The organism is Bacillus sp. GC_Bacil_1 (genome assembly GCF_026540675.1).
GTDB classification, from domain to species: Bacteria; Bacillota; Bacilli; order Bacillales; family Bacillaceae_G; genus Bacillus_A; species Bacillus_A cereus.
The window spans coordinates 155,099-177,813 of the sequence record NZ_JALNUG010000012.1; the positions used below are offsets into that span (position 1 = coordinate 155,099).

The following is a 22,715-nucleotide window of genomic DNA, read 5'->3' on the forward strand; positions in this document are numbered from 1 at the left end:
ATGAATGATGTCAGCATATAACAAGTTAGTAAGAGATCGTGTTCCAGAGAAGATTTTAATGTCTGGAAAAACGTATACAGCACAAAAATTAACAGGGCAAGCATACATACAGGCTTTAGCGAAAATTGGAACGGAAGAAATTCGTGAATTTGCTTCTATGAAAGAACGCGAACATGCGCTAGATTCTCTTGCGGATGCGCTAGAAGTTATCATTTCATTAGCACGTGCAGAAGGTGCATCGATTGAAGATGTAGAACGCCTTCGTAAGAAAAAAGAAGTAGAGCGCGGTGGATTTGAAAGAGGTATTTATTTATTAGACGTTTCAGAAGAATAGTTTTATAGGAAAAGCATAGCGTTAATGAGTAACGCTATGTTTTTTTGTTGCAATGAAGCTAATAATGAAGAAGATAGCTGTTAATATCCAGCCGATTGTAATAGAAGTAGTAGTATGAATGGCATAAGAGATTTGTAAACAAAATAATGATGCTAAAAACCAAATGAGTGCAATGTGTATATATTTTTTTGATATATTCATATTTCAGGACTCCTTTTTGTATACTAAAAAGAATTTTACTACAATTTAGAAAATTAAGCTATATAAGTAGAGGTTTTCTGGCGAATTTTGTATACTGAATAGTAGAGAAAATGAGGAGGAAACGACAATGGCACATCATACGAAAGAAACGATGGAATTGATCAAGGAGCTTGTCTCTATTCCGAGTCCATCTGGAAATACAGCAAAAATTATTAATTTCATTGAAAACTATGTAAGTGAGTGGAACGTAGAAACGAAACGTAATAATAAGGGTGCTCTTATTTTAACGGTAAAAGGGAAGAATGATGCGCAGCACCGCTTATTAACGGCACACGTTGATACGTTAGGTGCGATGGTGAAAGAAATTAAGCCTGATGGTCGCCTGAGTCTTTCTATGATTGGTGGATTTCGTTGGAACTCTGTAGAAGGAGAATATTGCGAAATTGAAACATCAAGTGGCAAGACGTATACAGGAACGATTTTAATGCATCAAACATCTGTACATGTATATAAAGATGCAGGTGAAGCAAAACGCGATGAGAAAAATATTGAAGTTCGTATTGATGAGCGCGTATTTTCAGCTGATGAAGTACGCGAATTAGGAATTGAAGTAGGAGACTTCGTGTCATTTGATCCACGCGTTCAAATTACAGAGAGTGGATACATAAAATCACGTCATTTAGATGACAAAGTAAGTGTTGCGATTTTATTAAAATTAATTAAAAGATTACAAGATGAAAACGTAACATTACCATATACGACGCATTTCTTAATTTCTAATAATGAAGAGATTGGATACGGTGGTAATTCTAATATTCCAGAAGAAACTGTTGAATACTTAGCAGTTGATATGGGAGCGTTAGGTGATGGACAAACATCTGATGAATATACAGTATCTATTTGTGCAAAAGACTCTAGCGGCCCGTATCATTACGCTTTACGTAAACATTTAGTAGAGCTTGCGAAAACGAATCATATTGAATATAAAGTAGATATTTATCCATACTACGGATCTGATGCATCAGCTGCGATTCGCGCGGGATTTGATGTGAAACATGCTTTAATTGGAGCGGGTATTGATTCTTCTCACGCATTTGAACGTACACATGAAAGTTCTATTGCGCATACAGAAGCATTAGTGTATGCATATGTAATGTCTAATTTAATTGAAGAATAATTTCATAGATAATAAAAAGCGATTAGGAGACATGTCCTAATCGTTTTTTTTATCCTGCTATTTGTGGGTTGATTAAAATTTTATTTTATATACATTCATTATAAGTTATATATATACGATTTTTGTTATACGGCCGGAAACGTATTTACTATAGATATATAATGTTATACACTATGAAAGGAATTAATTAATAGTTAATATTTTTTAGTTAGCTTGAATAAAAAAATTGTATGAATATGAAGTTTTGAGAGGAGATTTATTTTTCATGAAGTACAAAGCAATAGCCGCAGGTTTATTAGCAGCAAATTTACTAGCACATCCAATTAGTAGTTTAGCAGAAACGAAGAAATTTCCTGATGTTTCAGATAGTGCGTGGTCGAAAGACGCAATTTATTATTTAGTAGAGAGAAATGTAATTAACGGTATGCCAGATGGTAACTTTATGCCATACGGAAATTTAACACGTGCCCAGGCAGCAAAGATTATCGCAACAGCAATTGGTGCTAAAGTAGATCCGAATGCAAAGCCGTCTTATAATGATGCAAAAAATAATTGGGCAGCTTCATTTATTGCAGCCATGGAAAAAGAGAATATTATTAAAGGGCGAGAACCAGGAGTATTTGATCCTGAAGGAAAAGTAACTCGTGCTGAAATGGCAGCTATGCTTGTAAGAGCATATAATCTGAAAAGCAAAGTAACAGGACCAGTTCCTACAAAATTCGCTGATTTAGAGAATCATTGGGGTAAAGAAGAAGTTAATATTTTAGTAGAATTAAAACTTTCTTTAGGTACAGAGAATGGCTGGAAACCGAATGATTCTATTACGCGTGAACAAGCAGCTCAGCTTACTGCGCAAACAGATAAATTTAGCAAGAATAGTGATCGTCCAGTAGAAACAAAGAAAATGTACATAGATAGAAAATTCATTACATATCACGCACCATCATTAAGTTCTGGGATTAGTGCGAATCAGCATAATCCACAAACGGTAGAAATTAAAGAAGAACGAGATGGATGGATCAAAATTGCAACAAGTAACGGTGATAAATGGACACCTTTAGTAGAGAAAACGGAAGTTATTAATGAAGGATTCACTACTTATGCAGAAGCTTCTTCTTCGTCAAAAGTAATGGGAACACATAACGCACAGCACGTAACTGTTATTGAAGAGAACGGCAGCTGGATTCGTATCCGCATGGGCGCTGGTTTCCAATGGGTTAATAAAAATCAATTAAATCCAGTGAAGCAAGGGAATTTCTTAGAAGGAAAAGCGATTATTATTGATCCAGGTCATGGTGGAGTTGATCCAGGGCATTCTGGTGTGAAAATGGATGAAAGTGCTATTGTATTAGATACATCTTTACGTGTACAAAAACTATTTGAACAAAAGACACCATTTACTGTTTTATTAACACGTAATGATGATACGCGTCCGGGAAATACTCCTGGTGAATCTTTGAAAAAACGTGTAGAATTTGCACAAGAAAATAAAGGTGATATTTTCGTAAGTATTCATGCAAACGGGTTTAATGAACAAGTAGAAGGAACAGAAACGTTCTACTACAGATCGGCAACAAATCCAAATTCAGAAGAAAGCCGTGTACTAGCAGAAAAAGTACAAAAACGTTTAGTACAAGCACTTCAATCAAATGATAGAGGTGTAAAGACAGAAAACTTCTATGTAGTGAAATACAATACAATGCCTGCTATTTTAGCTGAACTAGGTTTCATCGATGCTAAAGGTGAAGGTGAAAAACTAGCTACTGAAGAATGGAGACAACGTGCAGCGGAAGCTATTTATCAAGGTATTTTAGATTACTATGAAGAAATGGGTAACAACGTGTCTTCTTTCCGTTAATAAATAATAAGAGATTGCCATTGGCAGTCTCTTTTATTTATTAACGTTTCTCTTTATTTCCGGCATATGATATCATTTAATTTTATATACAAAAAAGTATTTGAGTAATTGTAATCATAACAATTTTAAACGATAGAGGATGATAATAGATTGAATAATCATAGTAAAACACCTGCCTGTATATATACGTATGCATTTCGTGAGGAGGAGCGTGCTTTATGTTACTTGGAAATGCGCTCGTTCTTTGGAATGGAGTCGCACGTTAATATTTTAAAAAGTGATGTAAAAATTGACCCGAGTAGAAGTGCGTTTATGAAAGAGCGCGTTGAGGTTATGTATGAAGGGGACGACTTAGAAAGCATTTTAAAACAAGTGGAACAAATTGATTTAGCGGGGGCGTCGTTTAAAGTTATCTTCGTTAAAATCAATGACCTCGTTGGAGAAAATAAAATTGAATATGGAGAAAGACGTCTTATTGAACGAGACCTTGGCATGCATATTGAAGGAGAAGCGGATGTTCGTAATCCAGAGCGTGTATTCGGGATTGTTCCTCTTGGAGGACGCTGGTACTTCGGGCACTATGTAGAAAGCGAACCAGTTTGGTATCATCACATAAAAAAACCGCATAGTTATTCGACATCACTTAGCACACGTGTTGCGAGATCAGTTGCAAATATCGCTGTACCAAATCCAGAGGGAGTACGAGCAATTGACCCGTGCTGCGGTATTGGAACAGTAGTAGTAGAAGCACTTTCTATGGGGATTAACATCGTTGGTAGAGATATAAATCCACTTGTAGTTCTTGGAACAAGAAAAAATATCGCACATTTCGGATTTGAAGGAACAGTAACAAAAGGACCAATCGAGGAAATTACTGAGAACTACGACGTTGCCATTATCGATATGCCGTACGATCTATTTACGCACGCCACACCAGAAGACCAGCTCTCCATTCTTTCAAGTGCGCGCCGCATCGCTAAAAAGGTAGTCGTTGTAACGATGGAGACAATGGACGACATGATCCATGAAGCAGGATTTGAAATTACAGATCGCTGTATTACAAGAAAAGGATCATTTACTAGACAAATTCTTGTTTGTGAATAAGAAAGGAAGGTCACCCGTTTGGGTGACCTTTTTCTATTGTAGTTTGATGTGTGATTGATTGGTGGTGTAGATAGATGAATTAGCGGAATTTGTCGGTAAGTCGATATTCCATGGCGAATCGCCGATATCGTTACATTAGAATATTACTGTTCTTTTAATTTTTCTTGTTGTGCGATTAATAAATTGCGTAATACGTGTCCGCGGTAACTTTCTAGTTTTCGTCCTTCATGATAGCGTACGCCTAATTTTTTTAGTTCAGCTACGTACCAGCCCTTTGTTCCGTAATACATGGGATCACTTCCTTTTTGCTTTTGAACAGTATATGTATGGGAGCGAAGTAACTTTACATTGAAAATAATAATGATAAAGGGAATTTTGCATGTGTGTACGAGAGGAATTGCAAAGTTATCGAGGTGTTTTATAACGTAACGTCCAAGCCGTGTATAAAAAAGTAGACAGTTGTATATGAATTTGTTGAAAAAAGAATACACATTACTGAGGGGATTTGAAAAAAGTAATGCTATACGATTTGGCATGATACTTGCGTTGGAAATAGTATCAACGTATAGGGGAGAGATAGAAATGAAGGTTAGTAAAATATATACAACGATTGATGCACACGTAGCTGGGGAACCGCTTCGAATTATTACGGGCGGCGTGCCAGAAATAAAAGGGGAAACGCAGCTGGAAAGACGCGCATACTGTATGGAACATTTGGATTACCTTCGTGAAATTCTGATGTATGAACCGAGAGGGCATCACGGAATGTACGGTTGTATCATTACACCGCCAGCAAGTGCCCACGCTGATTTTGGTGTTTTATTTATGCACAATGAAGGATGGAGTACGATGTGTGGTCATGGCATTATTGCTGTCATTACAGTTGGAATTGAAACAGGCATGTTTGAAGTAAAGGGTGAAAAACAAAAGTTCATTATTGATAGCCCAGCCGGAGAAGTTATTGCGTATGCAAAATATAACGGGAGTGAAGTAGAATCTGTATCATTTGAAAATGTTCCTTCATTTGTATACAAAAAAGACGTTCCTATTAAAATAGATAACTATGAATTTCAAGTAGATATCGCGTTTGGAGGAGCATTTTACGCTGTTGTAGACTGTAAAGAATTTGGTTTGAAAGTTGATTTTAAAGACTTGCCCGCTATTCAAACGTGGGGCGGTAAAATTAAACATTATATAGAGAGCAAAATGGAAGTGAAACATCCACTTGAAGAAGGATTGAAAGGAATATACGGCGTTATCTTTTCAGATGAACCGAAAGGGGAAGACGCAACTTTACGAAATGTAACAATCTTTGCTGATGGGCAAGTAGATCGTTCTCCTTGCGGTACAGGAACTTCCGCAAGAATCGCAACTCTTTTTGAAAAAGATGCTTTACAAAAGGGAGAAATTTTCGTCCATAAATGCATTACTGACGGGAAATTCGAGGGGGAAGTATTGTCGGTAACCGCAGTAGATACATATGAAGCTGTCGTTCCAAAAGTAACCGGGCATGCCTTTATTACAGGATTTCATCAGTTCGTTGTAGACCCGAGAGATGATTTGAAACGGGGATTTTTGTTAGGATAGAAGGAGGAGGTGGAAAGATATGCTAGTTATAAGCGCGAACGAACAAAGAAACTTAGTAAATATGAATGAAGTTATTGAATACGCGGCGCTTGCTTTAAAAGAATTTTCCGCAGAAAGAACGATTACACCAATAAGAGGCTCATTACCATTTGCGAACGAGCAAAATACGGCATTAATTATGCCTTCAGTAGCGGAAGGACTTGAGGCACTTGGAGTAAAAATAGTAACGGTAGTCCCGCAAAATAAACAGATAGGAAAGAAAACGATCAATGGGATTGTGATGCTATCAGACTTTCAAACGGGAGAACCGCTCGCACTTCTAGAAGGATCGTACTTAACGATGATCCGAACGGGCGCCTTATCAGGAGTAGCGACAAAATATTTAGCTCGTCATAACGCAAAAACTTTATGCATTATCGGCACGGGCGAACAAGCGAAAGGAATTGCCGAAGCAATATTTGCAGTTAGAGATATCGAAAAAGTCATCTTATACAATCGAACAGAAGAAAAAGCGTATGCATTTGCGCAACATATACAAGAGAAATTTGGTAAACCTGCTTACGTTTACAGGGATCCAAATGAAGCAATACGTGAAGCAGACATTATCGTCACAACTACGAACGCAACCACACCAGTCTTCTCAGAAACACTACAAAAAGGCGTCCACGTAAACGCCGTCGGCTCATTCAGACCGAGCATGCAAGAACTACCCTCACATGCCATAGCTGAAGCAAACAAAGTAGTAGTCGAATCAAAAGAAGCAGCACTAGACGAAACAGGAGACCTTCAAGTTCCGATAAAAGAAGGTCTATTCAAAGCAAACGCCATTCACGCTGAACTTGGTCAAATTATAAGCAAAGAAAAAGCTGGCCGCGAAAATGATGAAGAGATTACTATTTTCAAATCAGTTGGTTTGGCGGTAGTAGATATTATCGTTGCGAAGTATTTGTATGAGAAAGCGGTGGAGCAAGGAGTAGGGAATAAGATTGAGTTTTGAGACTGCCTTTTGGTGGTCTTTTTGTCAGGATGGGTGTGCTAGTATTTATAATTGAAGCCTTTTAATATTATGTTGAAATATATGAATTCTGCGCGGACATCAAATCATTCATTCAATTGGTATATGAAAAAGTTGCACCTCTAATTATTAGAGATGCAACTTTTTACCATTCACGCCATTCTTCTGTTATATCTTCCTCGGATTCTAAGCCAGCTATTCGTGCTGCTGTATCGATAAATTCATAGAGATCTTCTCTTTCCATTGTTTCGATAAAATGGTCATGTTCGATATTTAATTCATTTAATTTAATAACTACCTCTTTAACAACTTGCATTACTTCGACTTCGGTTGGATTCTCTCCTAATCGCTGTAAATTGTTAATGTAAGTGTCAAGAACTGTATTTGTTGCACTTATATTTTCTTCAGTAAAAAATTCCCCATCTTCATCATACTCAACCCATGAGGTTGTTGGTTTATTTTTTTTCAATTCATCAAATGTCATGATAACCTCCTAAATGTGTTTTTTGTCTTTAATCCCATTCTACATTTTCGATCATATAAAACAATCATTTTAGAGGGATTTTCTGTAAGTTGATAGTTTTTTAACTCATTTTATGAGGCTACTTATTCGTGGTCTTTTTATTTTCTTCTCCGCATAAATATAGTTTATCGCAAGAATGCATTAATAGATTACAAACTTTCTACCTTTGCGAAAAAGTTTGACAATACATACGGGTAGTGGTAATTTAAAACCTATAAGAAAACTCGGTATTAATTCCGAGTTTTCTTATAGGTGTAAATAGTCGAGAGGGGTCGAAATATGAAGAAGAAGTTGTTTATATTACCATTTGTCCTACTATTATTTATTGCATTAGCTGCTTGTTCAGGGGAAAAAGATTCGAAGCAAGCGAGCACTAGTAAATCAGGGACTCCGAAAGACGGAGGGGCGTTAACGATTGGTGTTAGCGATAATCCAGATACGATGAATCCGCTTTATGCGAATGATCGTGTGTCATTAACTGTGCAGCAGGCTTTATATGCGCCGCTATATCATATGGAAGACGGTAAGAAAAAGTTTGTTCTTGCTGAGAGCTTTACGCCTTCAGAAGATCAATTAACGTGGACACTGAAGTTAAAAGATAATTTGAAATGGCATGATGGTAAGAAAATTACATCAGACGATATAGCATTTACATTCCAATCTATTTTAGATGAGAAGCAAAATAGCTCAAGTCGTGAAAACTTTATTTTTAAAGGAAAGCCGCTTGAGGTGAAAAAGGTAGATGAGTTAACAACTCAATTCGTTTTACCACAAGTAAGCGCATCTTTCGAAGGTGTGATGAATGATTTCTTCCCGATTCCGAAACATGTATTTGAAGGGGAAGCAGATTTAGCGAAGAGTAAGAAAAACTTACAACCTGTAGGGTCAGGTCCGTTTAAGTTTAAAGAATATAAATCAGATGAGTACGTTGCATTAGATCGATTCGATGATTATGTAGGTGGGAAAGCTAAATTAGACTCTATCGTATACCGAGTTGTAAAAGACCGTAATACAGCAAATGTTTCACTGCAAAATGGTCAAATCAACATGAAGATGATTGAGCCGCAAGACTTTAAGAAATTAGATAGCACTGGGAACTTCTCAATGGTGACATTCCCTGAAGGTAGATTATTCTACTTATCTTATAACATGAATACTGATCTTATGAAGAAAAAAGAAGTGCGTCAAGCAATTGCGCATGCGTTAGATAAAAAAGAAATGATTAACTCAGCATTCGTTTCAGGTGAATTTGCAGAACCAGCAAATTCAATCTTAACGCCAGACGCTATGTATTATGCGAAAGATATTAAAGACTATAAGTATGATAAAAAAGAAGCGAAAGATTTATTAGCAAAAGCTGGCGTGAAAGATAAGGAAAAAGTACGTGTGATGTATGTAACGAATAATAAAATTATGGAAAGCTTAGCGTTATATACACAACAAAAATTAAAAGAAGTTGGCTTAGAAGTTGAACTAAATGCATTAGATGCTAGTGCGGCAAGTGAAAAAGGCTTAGATAAAGAGAATAAAGAATATGACATTACATTTGGTGGTTACATAATGGGACCTGAGCCAGATTCATATAAGAGCTTATTCTTAAGCAATGCTGAATACAATTATGCACGATATAAAAACGCTGATTTCGATAAGTTATGGGAAGAAGCTGCAGTTGAGACAGATAAAACAAAACGCGCAGAGCTATACCATAAAATTCAAGAGACAGCTAGAGAAGACGTACCTTATCTACCAATCGCGTATCCGAAAGCAGTTATTGCAGTAGATAAAAAGTTTGATGGATTAAAAGAAGCGAAAGCAATTCCTGTCACAATGTTTGAAGATCTATCTAAGATTTATGAAGTGAAATAAGAAACAATAAAGAAGCTGGTGGAAATCAGCTTCTTTAGCTTGAGGGGGGAAGTTTGTGTATAAAGTAATTGCGAAGAGGCTTTTAAATGCAATTCCGCTTTTATTTGTTATTTCTATTATTTCTTTTCTATTAATAAAACTAGCACCGGGGGATCCGGTTCGAAACTTTGTAACGCCAAACATGAGTCCAATTGATGTGGAGCGTATTCGCAAAAGTTTAGGACTAGATCAACCAATTTACGTGCAGTATTTTTTATGGTTAAAAAACATTTTAACAGGAAACTTTGGTTACTCACTTCAAAATCATCGTCCTGTTTTGGAACTTATCACAGAAAGATTACCTGCAACAATTGGGTTAATGGGATCATCTTTACTCGTCTCATTCGTAATCGCAATACCGCTTGGACTATTTACAGGTGTGAAAAAGAATTCATTCTTTGACCGCATTGTAAACTTTATTTCATACGTTGGTATTTCTATGCCGGTTTTCTGGTTTGCACTACTATTAGTCTACTTATTCTCTTTAAAATTGAACCTACTTCCGAGTATGGGTATGCGCACCGTTGGTAAAGATTCTGTCTGGGATATTGTGCAACACGGCATTTTACCTTGTATGGTGCTAGCGTTCCAAAACGTATCTGTTTATATGAGATATATTCGTTCAAGTACGATTCAGCAATTAGAAGAAGAATATGTACAAATTCAATATGCGTACGGCGCTTCAAAGAAAACAGTGTTATTTAATCACGTACTTCGAAATGTACTAATACCGATCATTACAATTTTCGGATTATCGATTCCAAGTTTAGTAGGCGGAGCGTTTATTACAGAAACAGTATTTTCATGGCCGGGTCTTGGTTCACTGGGGGTAAATGCTATTTTTAGATTTGATTATCCGATTATCATGGCAATTACATTACTATCATCATTCATGTTAATTCTCGGTAACTTAATTGCTGATATTTTATATGGCGTAGTAGATCCGCGCATTCGAATGAGGGGGTGATTTGGAATGAATAATAGGAGATTTCAAACGATAAAACATAGCTTTACGAAAAATAAGTTTGTTGCAATGGGAGTTATTATACTTGCGATTTTAACGGTCGCATCAATTTTCGCATTCGTATCGCCGTACGATCCTAGCAAAATGTCGATTCCAGATCGCTTACAAGAACCAAGTATGAGTCATCCTTTCGGAACGGATGATTACGGAAGAGATTACTTAACGAGAGCGTTATATGGCGGACGAGTTTCACTTGCGGTCGGTTTTCTTGCGATGGTTGTTTCTATTACAATCGGTACCGCAGTTGGAACAATTAGCGGATATTTTGGTGGAAAGTTAGACAACTTCTTAATGAGGGTTGTTGAAGTACTTATGTCAATTCCATCATTCTTTTTAATGCTACTATTAAATGCGTATTTAAAACCAGGAATTACGACGTTAGTTCTTATTATCGGATTACTAACATGGATGGACACCGCCCGTATTGTAAGGGCAGAAACGTTATCTGTAAAAGAGCGTGAGTACGTTTTATACGCAAAAGTATCAGGACAAAAATCACTTATGATTATTGTAAGACATATCATTCCTAACATTTTATCAACCATTATTATCGCTGCGACATTAACAATTGCGACATCGATTTTAATGGAATCATCACTTAGTTTTTTAGGTTTAGGTATTAGAGAACCAGATTCTTCTTGGGGCAGCATGCTAAACAATGCGCAAGGATATATTGGTGAAGCTTGGTATTTAACACTCTTCCCAGGATTCCTTATCCTTTTAACGGTACTTAGTTTTAACGTAATTGGTGAAGCATTGAAGAAAGCTTTCGCACCAAAAGGAGCCGGACATGAAAACTAAAGTGTTAAGTGAAAGGAGTGAGAAGCGTGTCTGAAAAACTACTAGAAGTGAAAAATTTAAAGACTTCTTTTTTCATAGAAAGTGGCGAAGTTGAAGCGGTTCGCGGCGTTACATTTCGCTTAAATAAAGGAGAAGTAGTCGGTATCGTTGGGGAATCTGGAAGCGGAAAGAGTGTAATGGCGAAGTCTGTTATGTCTCTCGTTACGTCACCAGGAAAAGTGAAAGAAGGGGAAATCCTTTTTCATAATGAAAACATACTTTCTAAATCTGAAAAAGAATTACGTTCTATTAGAGGAAATCAAATTTCACTTATCTCTCAAGACCCAATGTCAGCGCTAAATCCAGTCGTGAAAATTGGGAAACAAATGACGGAAGTAATTATACGTCATCAAAAAGTGAAAAAGAAAGAAGCAGAGCAGATTGCGATCAACTTGTTAAAACAAGTCGGCCTTTCGTCACCAGAAGAAAGGGTAAAACAATATCCGCATGAACTAAGCGGTGGTATGAAGCAGCGGGTTATGATCGCAATGGCGATGTCTTGTAATCCGGACCTTCTTATTGCTGACGAACCGACGACTGCACTTGATGTAACGATACAGGCGCAAATACTAGATTTAATGAAAAACTTAAAAAACGAAACGAACATGGCGTTACTTCTTATTACGCATGACTTAGGAATAGTCGCACAAAACTGTACGCGCGTTATCGTTATGTACGGCGGGCTTATTATGGAAGAAGGACCTGTACTTGATATTTTCCAATCGCCGAATCATCCATATACGAAAGGGCTATTAAACTCTTTGCCAAAAATAGCGAACGGCGTAAAAGAAAGACTCGCTCCTATTCAAGGTGTAACGCCAAACTTATTAAACCCGCCACAAGGTTGCCCATTCGCAGAGCGTTGCCCGTATGCGATGGATATTTGTGAAAAAGAACGTCCACCATATTTTGAAATCGGAAACGAAAGACGTTCTATGTGTTGGTTAAATGATAGGGCGGTAGGTGATTTCCATGCATGAAGAAAACTTAATTGAAGTTCGGAACTTAAAAAAGTATTTTCCTATTAAAAAAGGACTATTTGGCAGGAAAACAGAGCAATTAAAAGCAGTCGATGACTTAAGCTTCACTATTAAAAAGGGTGAAACATTCGGGTTAGTAGGAGAATCTGGCTGCGGAAAATCAACGACAGGAAGAAGTATCATTCGCTTACACGATGTCACTTCAGGTAACGTTTTGTTTGACGGAAAAGATATCGCAAGTTTAAAGGAAAGTGAACTAAAAGAATATCGAAAAAGAATGCAAATCATTTTCCAAGATCCATACGCATCATTAAACCCGGCAATGAACGTATTCCAAATTATTAGCGAACCGATGAACATTCACGGTTCCTACGAAAAAGAAGAACAAAAAGAAATCATTTTAGACCTTCTGAAAAAGGTAGGATTAAAAGAAGAACACTTATATCGCTACCCGCACGAATTTAGCGGAGGCCAGCGCCAGCGCATTAGCATCGCGCGTGCACTATCTGTAAAACCAGACTTTATCCTATGTGACGAACCAATCTCAGCACTCGATGTCTCAGTCCAAGCACAAGTCGTAAACATGCTGCAAGACATCCAAGAAGAAACAGGCGTCACATACTTATTCATCGCACATGACCTATCTATGGTAAGACACATATCAGACCGAATCGGAGTCATGTACCTAGGAAACATAGTAGAAATTGCCGACAGCGAAGACCTATACACAAAACCGGCACATCCATACACACAAGCACTACTCTCATCTATGCCAGAACCAGATCCAACAAACACAGGCAAAGAACGGATCATCCTAGAGGGAGAAGTACCAAGCCCACTAAACTCACCATCCGGCTGCAAATTCAGAACGCGCTGCAAATTCGCCACTGAAAAATGCGCGCAGGAAGTACCGAAAATGGTGGAGATTGCGAAGGGGCATGAGGTGGCTTGTCATTTGTTTTAGATTTGAGGAAAAGCATTGGGGGGACCTGGTGCTTTTTGTTTTACATGGGCATTAAGCTAACAAAGGGAATTATTAGATACGAAATGCTTCTTGTTCAAAAATAAAAATTTTTGATTAGCAGTGCTCCAAAATTAGGTGGAGAACACACTATGGAATTATGCGGTAATCAAAGGGGACAGGTTCTACAAAATTAAATGTTTTAGAATTTAAGTCATTTTTTATAGTAAATAAACTCAATATGTAGTACGTATTATTTTGTAAGATGAAACAAACATTAGTTATACATGCATAATTTATAATAACCTTCATATTGGTAAGGTTAAATTTAGACTTAAGTATGACAAATAAGCAAAGCGCGCAGAGCTAAGATTATATATATTTATCGAAGTCAGAAATGGATACATTAGGGTGTTTTTATACTAATATTTAGGCCCCATCATCATGAATTGATTCGCGAAGCTATCCATTGCTCTTCTATATCTATCTAAATCATCTCCTATCTTTCTAAATTCATCAATTCTATAGACAAGTTCTTTCTCTACTTCACTTAACCTTCTTTCAATTTCTTTAGCGGTATTTCCTTTCCAGCTATGTCCCAATAGTGTTTTTATGGCATTGACATTTTTTCTGTGATTTTCTAATTCTAAAATACACGATTCTAAATCATTTTTGGCACCTACTACATCGGCAGCATGTGCTATAACATCATAATTTTTCATGAAGATCACCCGTTTTTCAGTTTTGTTTATCAACAGTTTCAAATTCAACCGCTCTTTGTTCTATGAAATCAGCCTCAGAACGAATACGTTCCATATACCCTCTTTGAAATCCATAAATGCCGTATGTAAGTGTATTAATTAAATTACCATCAACACTAGCTGGTGATTGTTGTAATACATTAATAATTTTATTGCTTGCTTGTACGATCTTTTGGTTAATATCATCAATTTCTCTTCTTAAATCTGAAGTGATTTGTTTAACTTCTTCGACTGTTAAATGAATTGTAACCCCATCAGCGCGCGGGGATCCCTGAATTTTCTCTCCTGTCTCCCCATCGTACATATTCGGCATATTTAAATAACCGTATTTATCGTGACTAAGGTTATCCATGGAATGAAAGCTTGGTCCCATAAAACCCATGAAAAAACGAACAGTATTATAACCATTTGTTAAAAAAGGTAAAAATGGAATATAACTACTTGCATCATGAATCCTATTATCATTTTTTATATCTGGTTTATCTGTATAAAATAAATGACCTATACGACCTCTATTTTTATTATCATTTCCTCTAAAACCAGTAAATACAGTATCATTGGGGTTTCCGATAGTTGTAATTTGATCTTTATAATCCCCCCTTAAGGCTTTTTCCTTTTTATCTTTAGGTAATGAATCAATAACATTTGGAGCTTCGTAACTAACAACTGCTACATCATTCATAACCCCAGCGTATTCACCTAAACCACCACCTAGAGAATGGCCGGTTAATGTAAGCTGGTATCCGTCTAACCCATTTTTAGGGTCTTTCATATATTTCTTTACTTCTTTTGTTAAATCATCAGCATTAGTAAATTGACTTTCTGCAACTATTTTTTGCTTTCTTTCTTTCGCCATAGTGAAATTAAATTGTTCAGTTAAAGGAAGTGATGAAGTGTCAAAGCTATTCATTTTTTCCAAACTATCTTGATTTTTTCTAAAACGATTACCCATAACATCAAATACATCTGCATCATAAAAATCAGGTGCTTCCCAAGAGCCGCGAAAAGCAATCACAACTTGTTTTGTTTCTTCATTCTTGTAAACAGTGGCATCAAAGCTATTATTTGAGTTATGAAGAACAGCACCATTTATTTCTACAGGTTTCCAAATCTCTTTTTGTTTACCAAATTCTACAACTTCTGTAAGAGCATCACCATAACTACTAGTAGCCAAATGGGAAAGGCTTTTATCTGAAACTGAACTTTCCATATTTCCATCTCCTCAAAAAAGATTTATAGTTATATTATAAATCTTCTTAAGGAGGAAATATATTGAATAAGAGAAAAAAGGTGAATATTGCTATTTTTACAATTTTATTATTAATAATAGGCTACATATCTTATACAATGTACAACAAAAATATTACTCAAGATAAAGCTTCAAAAGTAGCAATAAACTATATGAAGGATAAAGAAAATATAGATCTTGTAGTTACTAAAGTTGAGATTTTACATGGAGTACGTGATGGTTTTATTGATGTAGAAGGTTATTCTAAAAATGATAAGAAAAAGGCAATTCGCGTTACGATAAATAAAACGCAAAACTATTTAGTCTCCGGTTGGGGATTTAAGGATCAAAGGTAAACGATTAGATTACTCAAATAGTAAATTCAAATGAGAAAAAGGCACCTTAAGGTGCCTTTTTTAACTAGATTTATTATTAACTAATGTATCCCCACCACCAAGCTCCGCCTCGATCTTCGAAGTCTTCGATGACTCATCCATACGCCAATACGTAATAAAGCTTATCGCGATACAGCCAGCTACGTAGAAGTAGAATAGTGATTCCATTCCGATACTCTTTAGCAATAATGCGATGAACTCAGCTGTTCCGCTTTTACAATTGCGTTAATGGATGTGTAGCCAATAAAAATGATGAGGACGAATATCATGAGTGAAAATGCTACCATGGGTTCTATATCCATCATTTTTGAAACTTGGTGGATATGGAGAGATCTGGTACTTTTTTGGTTTTGTGATGTCTGTGGGATTTCTTGCTAGTTTCTACGGGATTTGTCGGTAAGTCGATATATTCGGAGTTACGATCGATATAATCGAATAATCGTTGATATATTTTTTTAAAGAGTGGGATTGGTTGTAAATTAATGTAGAAATTTAATGTTTTCGAAAAAAAGAATTGACTTCTATATTAGTTGTAACTAAAATAGTTACATAAAGATGTAATCAATTTAGTTACAACTAATAACTGCTAAAAATATGATTTATATATTTAATTAAGGATGGTGGTCCATACGTTGCCACCCGGTGTAGAAAGTTACTAACACATTCAAATCAATGCATATTCTAAGCTTTAGTATTTTCTGTTAAGGGGCAATAAGGTGCAACGTTATCTTTTGTTAAAAACCTTGGTAGATCTTTCTTTGGAAATATTAGTTTTGGGGAAATATAGTAAGGTATCTAAAAAAGAACAAGGTATAAAAAGATGTACTTATATAAACCAAAAATTTAGTTGAGCTGGATAATAAAAAAAAGGTAGGAGATTTAAATGGAGACGAAACAAGATAACCTTATTTACGTATGGGATGCATATTGTGGATGGTGCTATGGTTTTTCAGAAAGTATTAAAGGATTTTACAAAAACCACACTGAAGTGCCATTAACGGTTTTATGTGGAGGGTTATTTTTAGATAATTTACCAATGAAAAACTTCTCATATATAGAAGAAGGAAATAAAAGAATTAATCAACTTACAGGTGCTGAATTTGGTCCTTTATATCAAAAATTGGTGGAGGAAGGGACTTTTAAAATGAATTCGAAAGATGCTGCAATTGGTTTTTCAGCTTTACGCTCATTAGCGCCAGACCGTTTATTAGAATTCACTTCGGCTATGCAAAAAGCGTTTTATTATGAGGGCCAAAGTCTGAGTGATCCTGAAACATATCGCAAAATTGCAATCGAGCATGGTTTGGACCCTGAACAAGTATTAGAACGTTTAAACGCTCAAGAAACAATAATAGATGTCCAAAATGATTTCAATAAAGTTCGACAGCTTGGTGTTAATAGCTATCCTTCCTTACTTTTACAAAAGGATAATCAAATTATTCCTATTGGTGGTGGCGTAATGACGCCGGATAAAATTGAAGCGCGTTTTAAAAATTTATATTAAGAAAATTTAGGATATAGTAGCAAACATGTTATCTTAGGCCACCTGACATTCATCTCCGGAATATTCGCCAGTACTATTACACTTTCAGATGAATGGGAGTGGGAGATTTTATCCCGCTTTAACGGGCAGTAAGACCCCCACCTCAAAATTCAGTGGAAGCAAAGAAGTTAGGTGGGGGATCAACTGTCCGTAAAAGTCCGATTGGTTCAACTAATAATCAGTGGGGGATGAACAAAACCCCCACTGATTAAAGTTTCACTTTATCGGAACAAGATAAAAATATGATAATTAGTTCATAACTTTAACAAAAGGAGAATAACATACTATGTTTAAAACAATCGATACAAATCAACAAGATGTGAAATTAACGGTGTTTAGTTCGGATGAAAAAAGCTTTATGGTCACAGCAACATTAGTTGAGAAAGCAGGACATGCATTTTTAATAAACTCAAAATTTACTCAATCTGATTCGAAAGAAATTGTAGAGTATTTGAAAAAAAACAACTTATCTCTAGATCAAATCTTTATTATTCATGGGGATCCAGACTACTACTTTGGATTAGAGAGCATTAAAGCCGTTTACCCAGAAGCTATAGCGTATGCAACAGAGTCTACTGTTGAACATATCGTTCATTCTGTCTTAGGAAAATTAAAAGTTTGGAAAGACGCCCTTGGAGAAAATGCACCAAGTAACGTGGTATTACCTCAAGTGTTTAAAGAAAAAGCGATTGATTTTCAGGGGTTAACATTTGAACTAGTAGGCTTAGATCATTACAGAACTAGCCTATTTAATAAAGAACTAAAAGTATTAATTGGTGGTATTGATGTATTTAACGAAATACATGTATTCTTAGCGGATACTAGCTCAAAAGCGGCTATGGAGGCGTGGATTGAGAACTTGAAAGTATTACAAGCATTACATGCTGACATAATTGTACCTAGCCATGGATCAATCGAAAAATCCCTAAATAATCAAGCACTTACTGCGACAATGGATTATCTAAGAACTGCGATTCAAGCTTCTGAGGAAAGTGGAACTTCAAAAGATTTTGTGGCAAAACTTGAAGCAGCATATCCAGACTATGCAAATAAAGGTGTATTAGAATTAAGTGCAAAAGTTGTAACAAAAGAAATGCCTTGGGGTTAATGATATGAATAAATATCAAAAACTATTACATGAAACGTATGTGTTAACTGGCGAAGGGAAATTGGATGCGTTCAAAACGTATTTAAGTGAAAATGTATCTTGGACAGAAGCTGCTGGGTTTCCATATGCAGGTACTTATATAGGTCCAGATGAAGTAGTGAAAAACGTACATGAACGTCTTGGCACAGAATGGGATGACTATAGCGCTAAAGATGAAATTTATACTTTTAATAACGATACTGTTATTGTGTATGGAAAATATAGTGGAACATATAAAGCTACAGGTAAGTCATTTGTAGCAGATTTTTGTCATCTTTATAAGTTTGATGAGAACGATAAGGTTAAGAAGTTTATTCAAATTGTGGACAGTGCAACTGTTAATGAGGTATTAAGTTAGAGTTAATCGTTTCTAATATGCCTTGTATAGGGGGAGGTTAGGATAAATGAAATTCCTAACATTACCCCTGACATTACATTTTGGGGAAGGTTTCTCCTTCTTCAAACTTTTTATAGAAGAAAACTTATTTAAGTAGAAGAGGTAGGTATATATGAAATTAGAGAAAAGTTTAATCATAACAATTATTTCTGTATTTATTTTAGGAGTAGTTTCGACTTTGGTATATCAAGCTTCCACCGGTAATAACAAAGGAAACTCAATAAAGAGCGAGAATGTTGCTTCTGTATCAAAAGAAGTGAAAGAAAATGAAAAGAATAAAAAGATGGTAGTTGATTTCTATAATGAAGTTTTTAACAAACATAATATCGATATTATCCCTAAATATGTTAGCGAAGATTATAAGCAACATAATCCTTTTGTTGCTGATGGACGAAAAGCCTTCATGGATTTCTTTAAGGAGGATTTTGTTAAAAATCCTAATTCCTCTGCAGAGATTAAACGTGTAGTAGCTGAAGGGGATACAGTTGCTCTTCATGTACATTCTCGTACTAATTCTCAAGATAAGGGAGTTGCTATAGTGGATATATTTCGTATCAAGGATGGAAAGATTGTCGAACACTGGGATGTAATTCAAGAGATTCCAAGTGAAGCAGCTAATGATAATACGATGTTTTAGATAGAAGATATATTTAATAATTGTCTAATTGATAGTGCGGTATAGAATTTAGAAATCTAGATAAGTAAAGGAGATGTCCTAGTACCATGCCTGGGATATCTCCTTTTTGTTTTAACGAGATTTAATTTATTGTTACTTGTATTTTTTTATGTACTACTATTCGATTACACATCATTTCAGGCGGTTTTCTTTTATCTCGCATTAACGGGCAGTAAGATCCCCACCTCTTTTAATTCTTCAATTAATAAAAAGTTTGCTTTCAAATTAGAAAGGGTTAGTCCCTCACACCCAAAAACAAAGGGGAACTCAATTATTCAAATTCATATAAAGTTTCAATCTTGTCTAAGCATCCATTAGGATATGCAATGGATCATCCGTTTTTCTTTACATAATCTCCAGATGCAGTCCATATCAACTATAGATTCTTGTCTTATGCTAAATGTAATCAAAAAGCAAGTAGATAAAGATAATGACTAAAACATTAACTCTAGATACTTTTTTGATGAATATTACAAATAAACAGGAGGTAATGAAAAATGATTAAAACATTATTAGCAGGAGCAATTTTAAGTACAGGATTAGTAGCGGGAGGTGCAGTAGGTGCAGATGATGCGAAAATGGACAATTTAAAGTCAAATGAAGATAGTTCAAATCAAGTAATTACACAGAGTGTAGATGGAACAACGTCTTTCTCACAAAACTTTGATTTACCTAAAGATGCAGTGCCAGCAACTCCTAAAGGAAACGCAAAAACTGTTGAAAGAACAGAGGGGACAGGTTCTCAAGAAGGAAAAATGGTACCAACAAAAGAAGGTACAGATTCTCAACCAGGATTTGAAATGGGATCCCCTGAGAAACCAGAGCATGCAAAAACAGTTGAAAGAACAGAAGGTACAGATTCTCAAGAAGGAAAAATGGTACCAGCAAAAGAAGGAAATTAAATAATATATAGTTATAACGAGGAGCATCCAAAAAGTGGTGCTCTTTTTATATTATAGGGATTAACCAGTTTTACTGAATATAGAACTGTAGGAGGAATTGAGACTAGAACATGGGGGCCTATCTCTTCAAATCATGGTGTTTAGGGCAATAGTTTTGGTGGTAACGTTACAATACAAACATTTTATTAGAGATTTTCTAAATTTACATACACTCTAGATAGACTACATATCAACTTCAGATACCTGTTTTATGATACAAGTAATCAAACAAAAGGAGGGCAATACAAAATGATTAAAACAGTATTAACAGGGCACTCTTTTAAGTACAGGAGATTATTAGCAGGTGGAGCAAATGTTGAAGATGTACAGACAAATCAGCATATTCTATATGAACAAAATGAATTGCAGTAAACTCTAGAAAAGTACGATTCGAAGAAGTTTGAGTTATAAAAAGAAAATAGATAAATGAACAAGAGAAAAGTATTTTCATTTGGATATAGGACTTGAATCAAACTTTTATACTAAAATATATACGGCAAAAAGGAGGGAGTACATTGCAGAAAATTATTTATGGAATATTAATTTTAATATATACTTTGTATTCATTTTTTGTAAGTGATGGAAGTGAAGTAAGGTTTATTATGCTGTTAACTATAGTGCTTATCTTTTCTGTGATTTTAGAAAAAGGAAATGCAAACCAAACGACTGATTAAGGGGCGTTTGGTTTGCATTTTTTATTGGCTATTACAGTCCAGATGTTTTAGGGGGAGCACCAAATTTCATTTTTGGGGACACTATTAAATTTTTAGTTGATGAAAATACGGTGCAACTCCTACTAGAGAAAACACCGCCTAAAATAGAAAACTTTTAACCTATTATCCTCTATTCCGTAGCTTTTAAGGTATTTAACACGACTTTGGTTGCATCTGCAATAAGTTTATCGTCATATTTAGCATCTTCTTTATCGTGATTAGAAAGTATAGCAAGAACAATTGGCTTTTTATTTGGTGGCCAAATAATTGCGATATCATTTCTTGTTCCGTAAGATCCCGCGCCTGTTTTATCAGCTACTTCCCATCCTTTTGGTACGCCCGCACGAATCAATTTATCTCCAGTTGTATTTCTCTTCATCCAATCTACTAATAGTTCACGTTTTTCTGTTGGAAGTGCAGTCCCTAATGTAAATGATTGAAGTGTCTTAGCTATTGCTTCTGGTGTACTGGTATCATGTGTTTCTCCTGGATGCACTTCATTTAATTCAGGTTCAAATCGTTCTGAAGTAGTAACAGTATCTCCCATTTCTCTCAAGATTTTTTCAAATTCAGAGGGACCTCCTAACTGTTTAAGAATCAAATTATGTGCTGTGCTGTCACTATATCGAACTGAAGCATCTGCAAGTTCTTTTAACGTCATTCCTGTATCAACATGCTTTTCAGTAATTGGATTATAATTAGAAAGATCTTCATGAGTATACGTAATTCTTTGATCAAGAGCTTCTAATGAGTTCTTGCGTAAAAGAGCGCCCACAGCTAATGATTTAGATGTAGATGCAAACGCAAAACGATCATCTGAATGATAAGCAATCGTTTGATTCGTACCTGTGTCCAGTGCATAAATACCAAGCTTAGCATCATATTCTTTTTCAAGTTTAGCAAAAGATTGACTTCCTGTATTTTCTTGTTTAATTTGATTAACTTGATTCGTTTGTTTAGGTGGTTCAGATTGAGCATTACTATTGGAACAGCCTATAAGTGATACGCATGAAAGTAATACTACAGGTACAATCTTTTTGTAATGTAAAATGTTATAGAACTTATTTAAAACGAACATAAATTTTCAACCTCTTTCAAGAATATATGGATTTTGTCTAGGTATTCTAAATACCAATGCAATTAAAGATGGCATTGGGTAACAATACTACTGCAGCTAAAATTTCACAGGTTAAATGACATCCAAAACGTTTATCCCGCTATTTGCCGGGCAGTAAGACCCCCGCTGATTAAAGTTTCACTTTATATGATTGATAAGTCACAGTTTGCATTATTTCTTTTTTGTTTCCACTTGTAATGGTTCACCTGTGAAAGTATTACAATACATGTTTTTTACTTTTGGGAATAATAAGTCCTTTCATTTTTTTGTAATACATAAAAATAGATG

The 22,715-nt window shown here is 35.6% G+C and carries 25 protein-coding genes and 1 pseudogene; 19 read left to right on the forward strand and 7 right to left on the reverse strand.

The window, feature by feature from the left end:
- Nucleotides 1-7 precede the first annotated feature (7 nt).
- Nucleotides 8-334 (forward strand): nucleoside triphosphate pyrophosphohydrolase, encoded by a 327-nt coding sequence (locus tag OXT04_RS19160; RefSeq protein ID WP_001277348.1) that lies wholly within the window; start codon nt 8-10, stop codon nt 332-334.
- A 21-nt stretch (nt 335-355) separates the two neighbouring features.
- On the opposite strand, the gene OXT04_RS19165 is transcribed toward OXT04_RS19160, so the two are convergent.
- Nucleotides 356-535: a hypothetical protein gene (locus OXT04_RS19165; RefSeq protein WP_001027083.1), complete on the reverse strand. Its 180-nt coding sequence runs from the start codon at nt 533-535 to the stop codon at nt 356-358.
- A 127-nt stretch (nt 536-662) separates the two neighbouring features.
- Between OXT04_RS19165 and OXT04_RS19170 the strand changes: the two genes are divergently transcribed.
- From OXT04_RS19170 to OXT04_RS19180, 3 genes are all read left to right on the forward strand, one after another.
- Entirely contained in the window at nt 663-1,712 is a 1,050-nt protein-coding gene (locus OXT04_RS19170) for a M42 family metallopeptidase (protein ID WP_000930086.1), read from the forward strand.
- Nucleotides 1,713-1,977: 265 nt separating this feature from the next.
- Nucleotides 1,978-3,570 carry an N-acetylmuramoyl-L-alanine amidase gene (locus tag OXT04_RS19175; RefSeq protein WP_267416719.1) on the forward strand — a complete coding sequence of 531 codons (1,593 nt, stop codon included), beginning with the start codon at nt 1,978-1,980 and terminating at the stop codon, nt 3,568-3,570.
- Nucleotides 3,571-3,720: 150 nt separating this feature from the next.
- Nucleotides 3,721-4,674, forward strand: a complete 954-nt coding sequence (locus tag OXT04_RS19180) for a TRM11 family SAM-dependent methyltransferase (protein WP_001059320.1) — start codon at nt 3,721-3,723, stop codon at nt 4,672-4,674.
- A 143-nt stretch (nt 4,675-4,817) separates the two neighbouring features.
- Here the strand turns inward: OXT04_RS19180 and OXT04_RS19185 are convergent, their stop codons facing one another.
- On the reverse strand, nt 4,818-5,048 hold the full coding sequence (locus tag OXT04_RS19185; RefSeq protein WP_072939984.1) for a YflJ family protein: 231 nt from the start codon (nt 5,046-5,048) through the stop codon (nt 4,818-4,820).
- Between the two features lie 160 nt (nt 5,049-5,208).
- On the opposite strand from OXT04_RS19185, the gene OXT04_RS19190 reads away from it, so the two are divergent.
- Both OXT04_RS19190 and OXT04_RS19195 read left to right on the forward strand, forming a co-directional pair.
- Nucleotides 5,209-6,261 carry a proline racemase family protein gene (locus OXT04_RS19190; protein ID WP_142338316.1) on the forward strand — a complete coding sequence of 351 codons (1,053 nt, stop codon included), beginning with the start codon at nt 5,209-5,211 and terminating at the stop codon, nt 6,259-6,261.
- Between the two features lie 19 nt (nt 6,262-6,280).
- Nucleotides 6,281-7,258, forward strand: a complete 978-nt coding sequence (locus OXT04_RS19195) for an ornithine cyclodeaminase family protein (protein WP_000960318.1) — start codon at nt 6,281-6,283, stop codon at nt 7,256-7,258.
- Between the two features lie 163 nt (nt 7,259-7,421).
- On the opposite strand, the gene OXT04_RS19200 is transcribed toward OXT04_RS19195, so the two are convergent.
- The gene (locus tag OXT04_RS19200; protein ID WP_000141782.1) at nt 7,422-7,760 is read right to left on the reverse strand and encodes a hypothetical protein; all 339 of its coding nucleotides are present in this window, start codon (nt 7,758-7,760) and stop codon (nt 7,422-7,424) included.
- 318 nt (nt 7,761-8,078) lie between these two features.
- On the opposite strand from OXT04_RS19200, the gene OXT04_RS19205 reads away from it, so the two are divergent.
- Genes OXT04_RS19205 through OXT04_RS19225 form a run of 5 tightly spaced genes read left to right on the forward strand, consistent with a single transcriptional unit; the run spans nt 8,079 to nt 13,512 of the window.
- Nucleotides 8,079-9,665: an ABC transporter substrate-binding protein gene (locus tag OXT04_RS19205; RefSeq protein WP_025117822.1), complete on the forward strand. Its 1,587-nt coding sequence runs from the start codon at nt 8,079-8,081 to the stop codon at nt 9,663-9,665.
- A 55-nt stretch (nt 9,666-9,720) separates the two neighbouring features.
- Nucleotides 9,721-10,671 carry an ABC transporter permease gene (locus OXT04_RS19210; protein WP_000278778.1) on the forward strand — a complete coding sequence of 317 codons (951 nt, stop codon included), beginning with the start codon at nt 9,721-9,723 and terminating at the stop codon, nt 10,669-10,671.
- A gap of 6 nt (nt 10,672-10,677) precedes the next feature.
- Entirely contained in the window at nt 10,678-11,529 is an 852-nt protein-coding gene (locus OXT04_RS19215) for an ABC transporter permease (RefSeq protein WP_001065278.1), read from the forward strand.
- A 26-nt stretch (nt 11,530-11,555) separates the two neighbouring features.
- A complete protein-coding gene (locus tag OXT04_RS19220) occupies nt 11,556-12,548 on the forward strand; it encodes an ABC transporter ATP-binding protein (RefSeq protein WP_061660961.1) in 993 nt (330 codons plus the stop codon).
- Nucleotides 12,541-13,512 (forward strand): ABC transporter ATP-binding protein, encoded by a 972-nt coding sequence (locus OXT04_RS19225; RefSeq protein ID WP_000544135.1) that lies wholly within the window; start codon nt 12,541-12,543, stop codon nt 13,510-13,512. The genes OXT04_RS19220 and OXT04_RS19225 overlap by 8 nt, the downstream gene beginning before the upstream one ends.
- Nucleotides 13,513-13,931: 419 nt before the next feature.
- Here the strand turns inward: OXT04_RS19225 and OXT04_RS19230 are convergent, their stop codons facing one another.
- Together OXT04_RS19230 and OXT04_RS19235 are read right to left on the reverse strand one after the other, a co-directional pair.
- A complete protein-coding gene (locus tag OXT04_RS19230; protein WP_002093893.1) occupies nt 13,932-14,231 on the reverse strand; it encodes a hypothetical protein in 300 nt (99 codons plus the stop codon).
- Nucleotides 14,232-14,247: 16 nt separating this feature from the next.
- Nucleotides 14,248-15,285, reverse strand: a complete 1,038-nt coding sequence (locus OXT04_RS19235) for a lipase family protein (RefSeq protein ID WP_025117821.1) — start codon at nt 15,283-15,285, stop codon at nt 14,248-14,250.
- 257 nt (nt 15,286-15,542) lie between these two features.
- Here OXT04_RS19235 and OXT04_RS19240 point away from each other — a divergent pair, with 257 nt between their 5' ends.
- Nucleotides 15,543-15,854: a hypothetical protein gene (locus tag OXT04_RS19240; RefSeq protein ID WP_001042355.1), complete on the forward strand. Its 312-nt coding sequence runs from the start codon at nt 15,543-15,545 to the stop codon at nt 15,852-15,854.
- Nucleotides 15,855-15,914: 60 nt separating this feature from the next.
- Here the strand turns inward: OXT04_RS19240 and OXT04_RS19245 are convergent.
- Nucleotides 15,915-16,186: pseudogene (locus tag OXT04_RS19245) on the reverse strand (alpha-ketoglutarate transporter); the annotation flags it as partial.
- 590 nt (nt 16,187-16,776) lie between these two features.
- Between OXT04_RS19245 and OXT04_RS19250 the strand changes: the two are divergent.
- From OXT04_RS19250 to OXT04_RS19280, 7 genes are all read left to right on the forward strand, one after another.
- Nucleotides 16,777-17,397, forward strand: a complete 621-nt coding sequence (locus OXT04_RS19250; protein ID WP_078994527.1) for a DsbA family protein — start codon at nt 16,777-16,779, stop codon at nt 17,395-17,397.
- A gap of 325 nt (nt 17,398-17,722) precedes the next feature.
- Nucleotides 17,723-18,544 carry an MBL fold metallo-hydrolase gene (locus tag OXT04_RS19255; RefSeq protein ID WP_086422255.1) on the forward strand — a complete coding sequence of 274 codons (822 nt, stop codon included), beginning with the start codon at nt 17,723-17,725 and terminating at the stop codon, nt 18,542-18,544.
- 4 nt (nt 18,545-18,548) lie between these two features.
- Nucleotides 18,549-18,941 (forward strand): nuclear transport factor 2 family protein, encoded by a 393-nt coding sequence (locus tag OXT04_RS19260; protein ID WP_001046364.1) that lies wholly within the window; start codon nt 18,549-18,551, stop codon nt 18,939-18,941.
- 151 nt (nt 18,942-19,092) lie between these two features.
- On the forward strand, nt 19,093-19,617 hold the full coding sequence (locus OXT04_RS19265) for a nuclear transport factor 2 family protein (protein ID WP_000764214.1): 525 nt from the start codon (nt 19,093-19,095) through the stop codon (nt 19,615-19,617).
- Between the two features lie 536 nt (nt 19,618-20,153).
- Nucleotides 20,154-20,558 carry an alpha-ketoglutarate permease gene (locus tag OXT04_RS19270; protein WP_097822509.1) on the forward strand — a complete coding sequence of 135 codons (405 nt, stop codon included), beginning with the start codon at nt 20,154-20,156 and terminating at the stop codon, nt 20,556-20,558.
- 288 nt (nt 20,559-20,846) lie between these two features.
- Entirely contained in the window at nt 20,847-20,969 is a 123-nt protein-coding gene (locus OXT04_RS19275; protein ID WP_267416745.1) for a hypothetical protein, read from the forward strand.
- A gap of 143 nt (nt 20,970-21,112) precedes the next feature.
- Nucleotides 21,113-21,271 (forward strand): hypothetical protein, encoded by a 159-nt coding sequence (locus OXT04_RS19280; protein ID WP_267416747.1) that lies wholly within the window; start codon nt 21,113-21,115, stop codon nt 21,269-21,271.
- Nucleotides 21,272-21,440: 169 nt separating this feature from the next.
- On the opposite strand, the gene blaIII is transcribed toward OXT04_RS19280, so the two are convergent.
- Nucleotides 21,441-22,388, reverse strand: a complete 948-nt coding sequence (gene blaIII / locus OXT04_RS19285; RefSeq protein ID WP_267416749.1) for a class A beta-lactamase BlaIII — start codon at nt 22,386-22,388, stop codon at nt 21,441-21,443.
- Between the last annotated feature and the right edge of the window lie 327 nt (nt 22,389-22,715).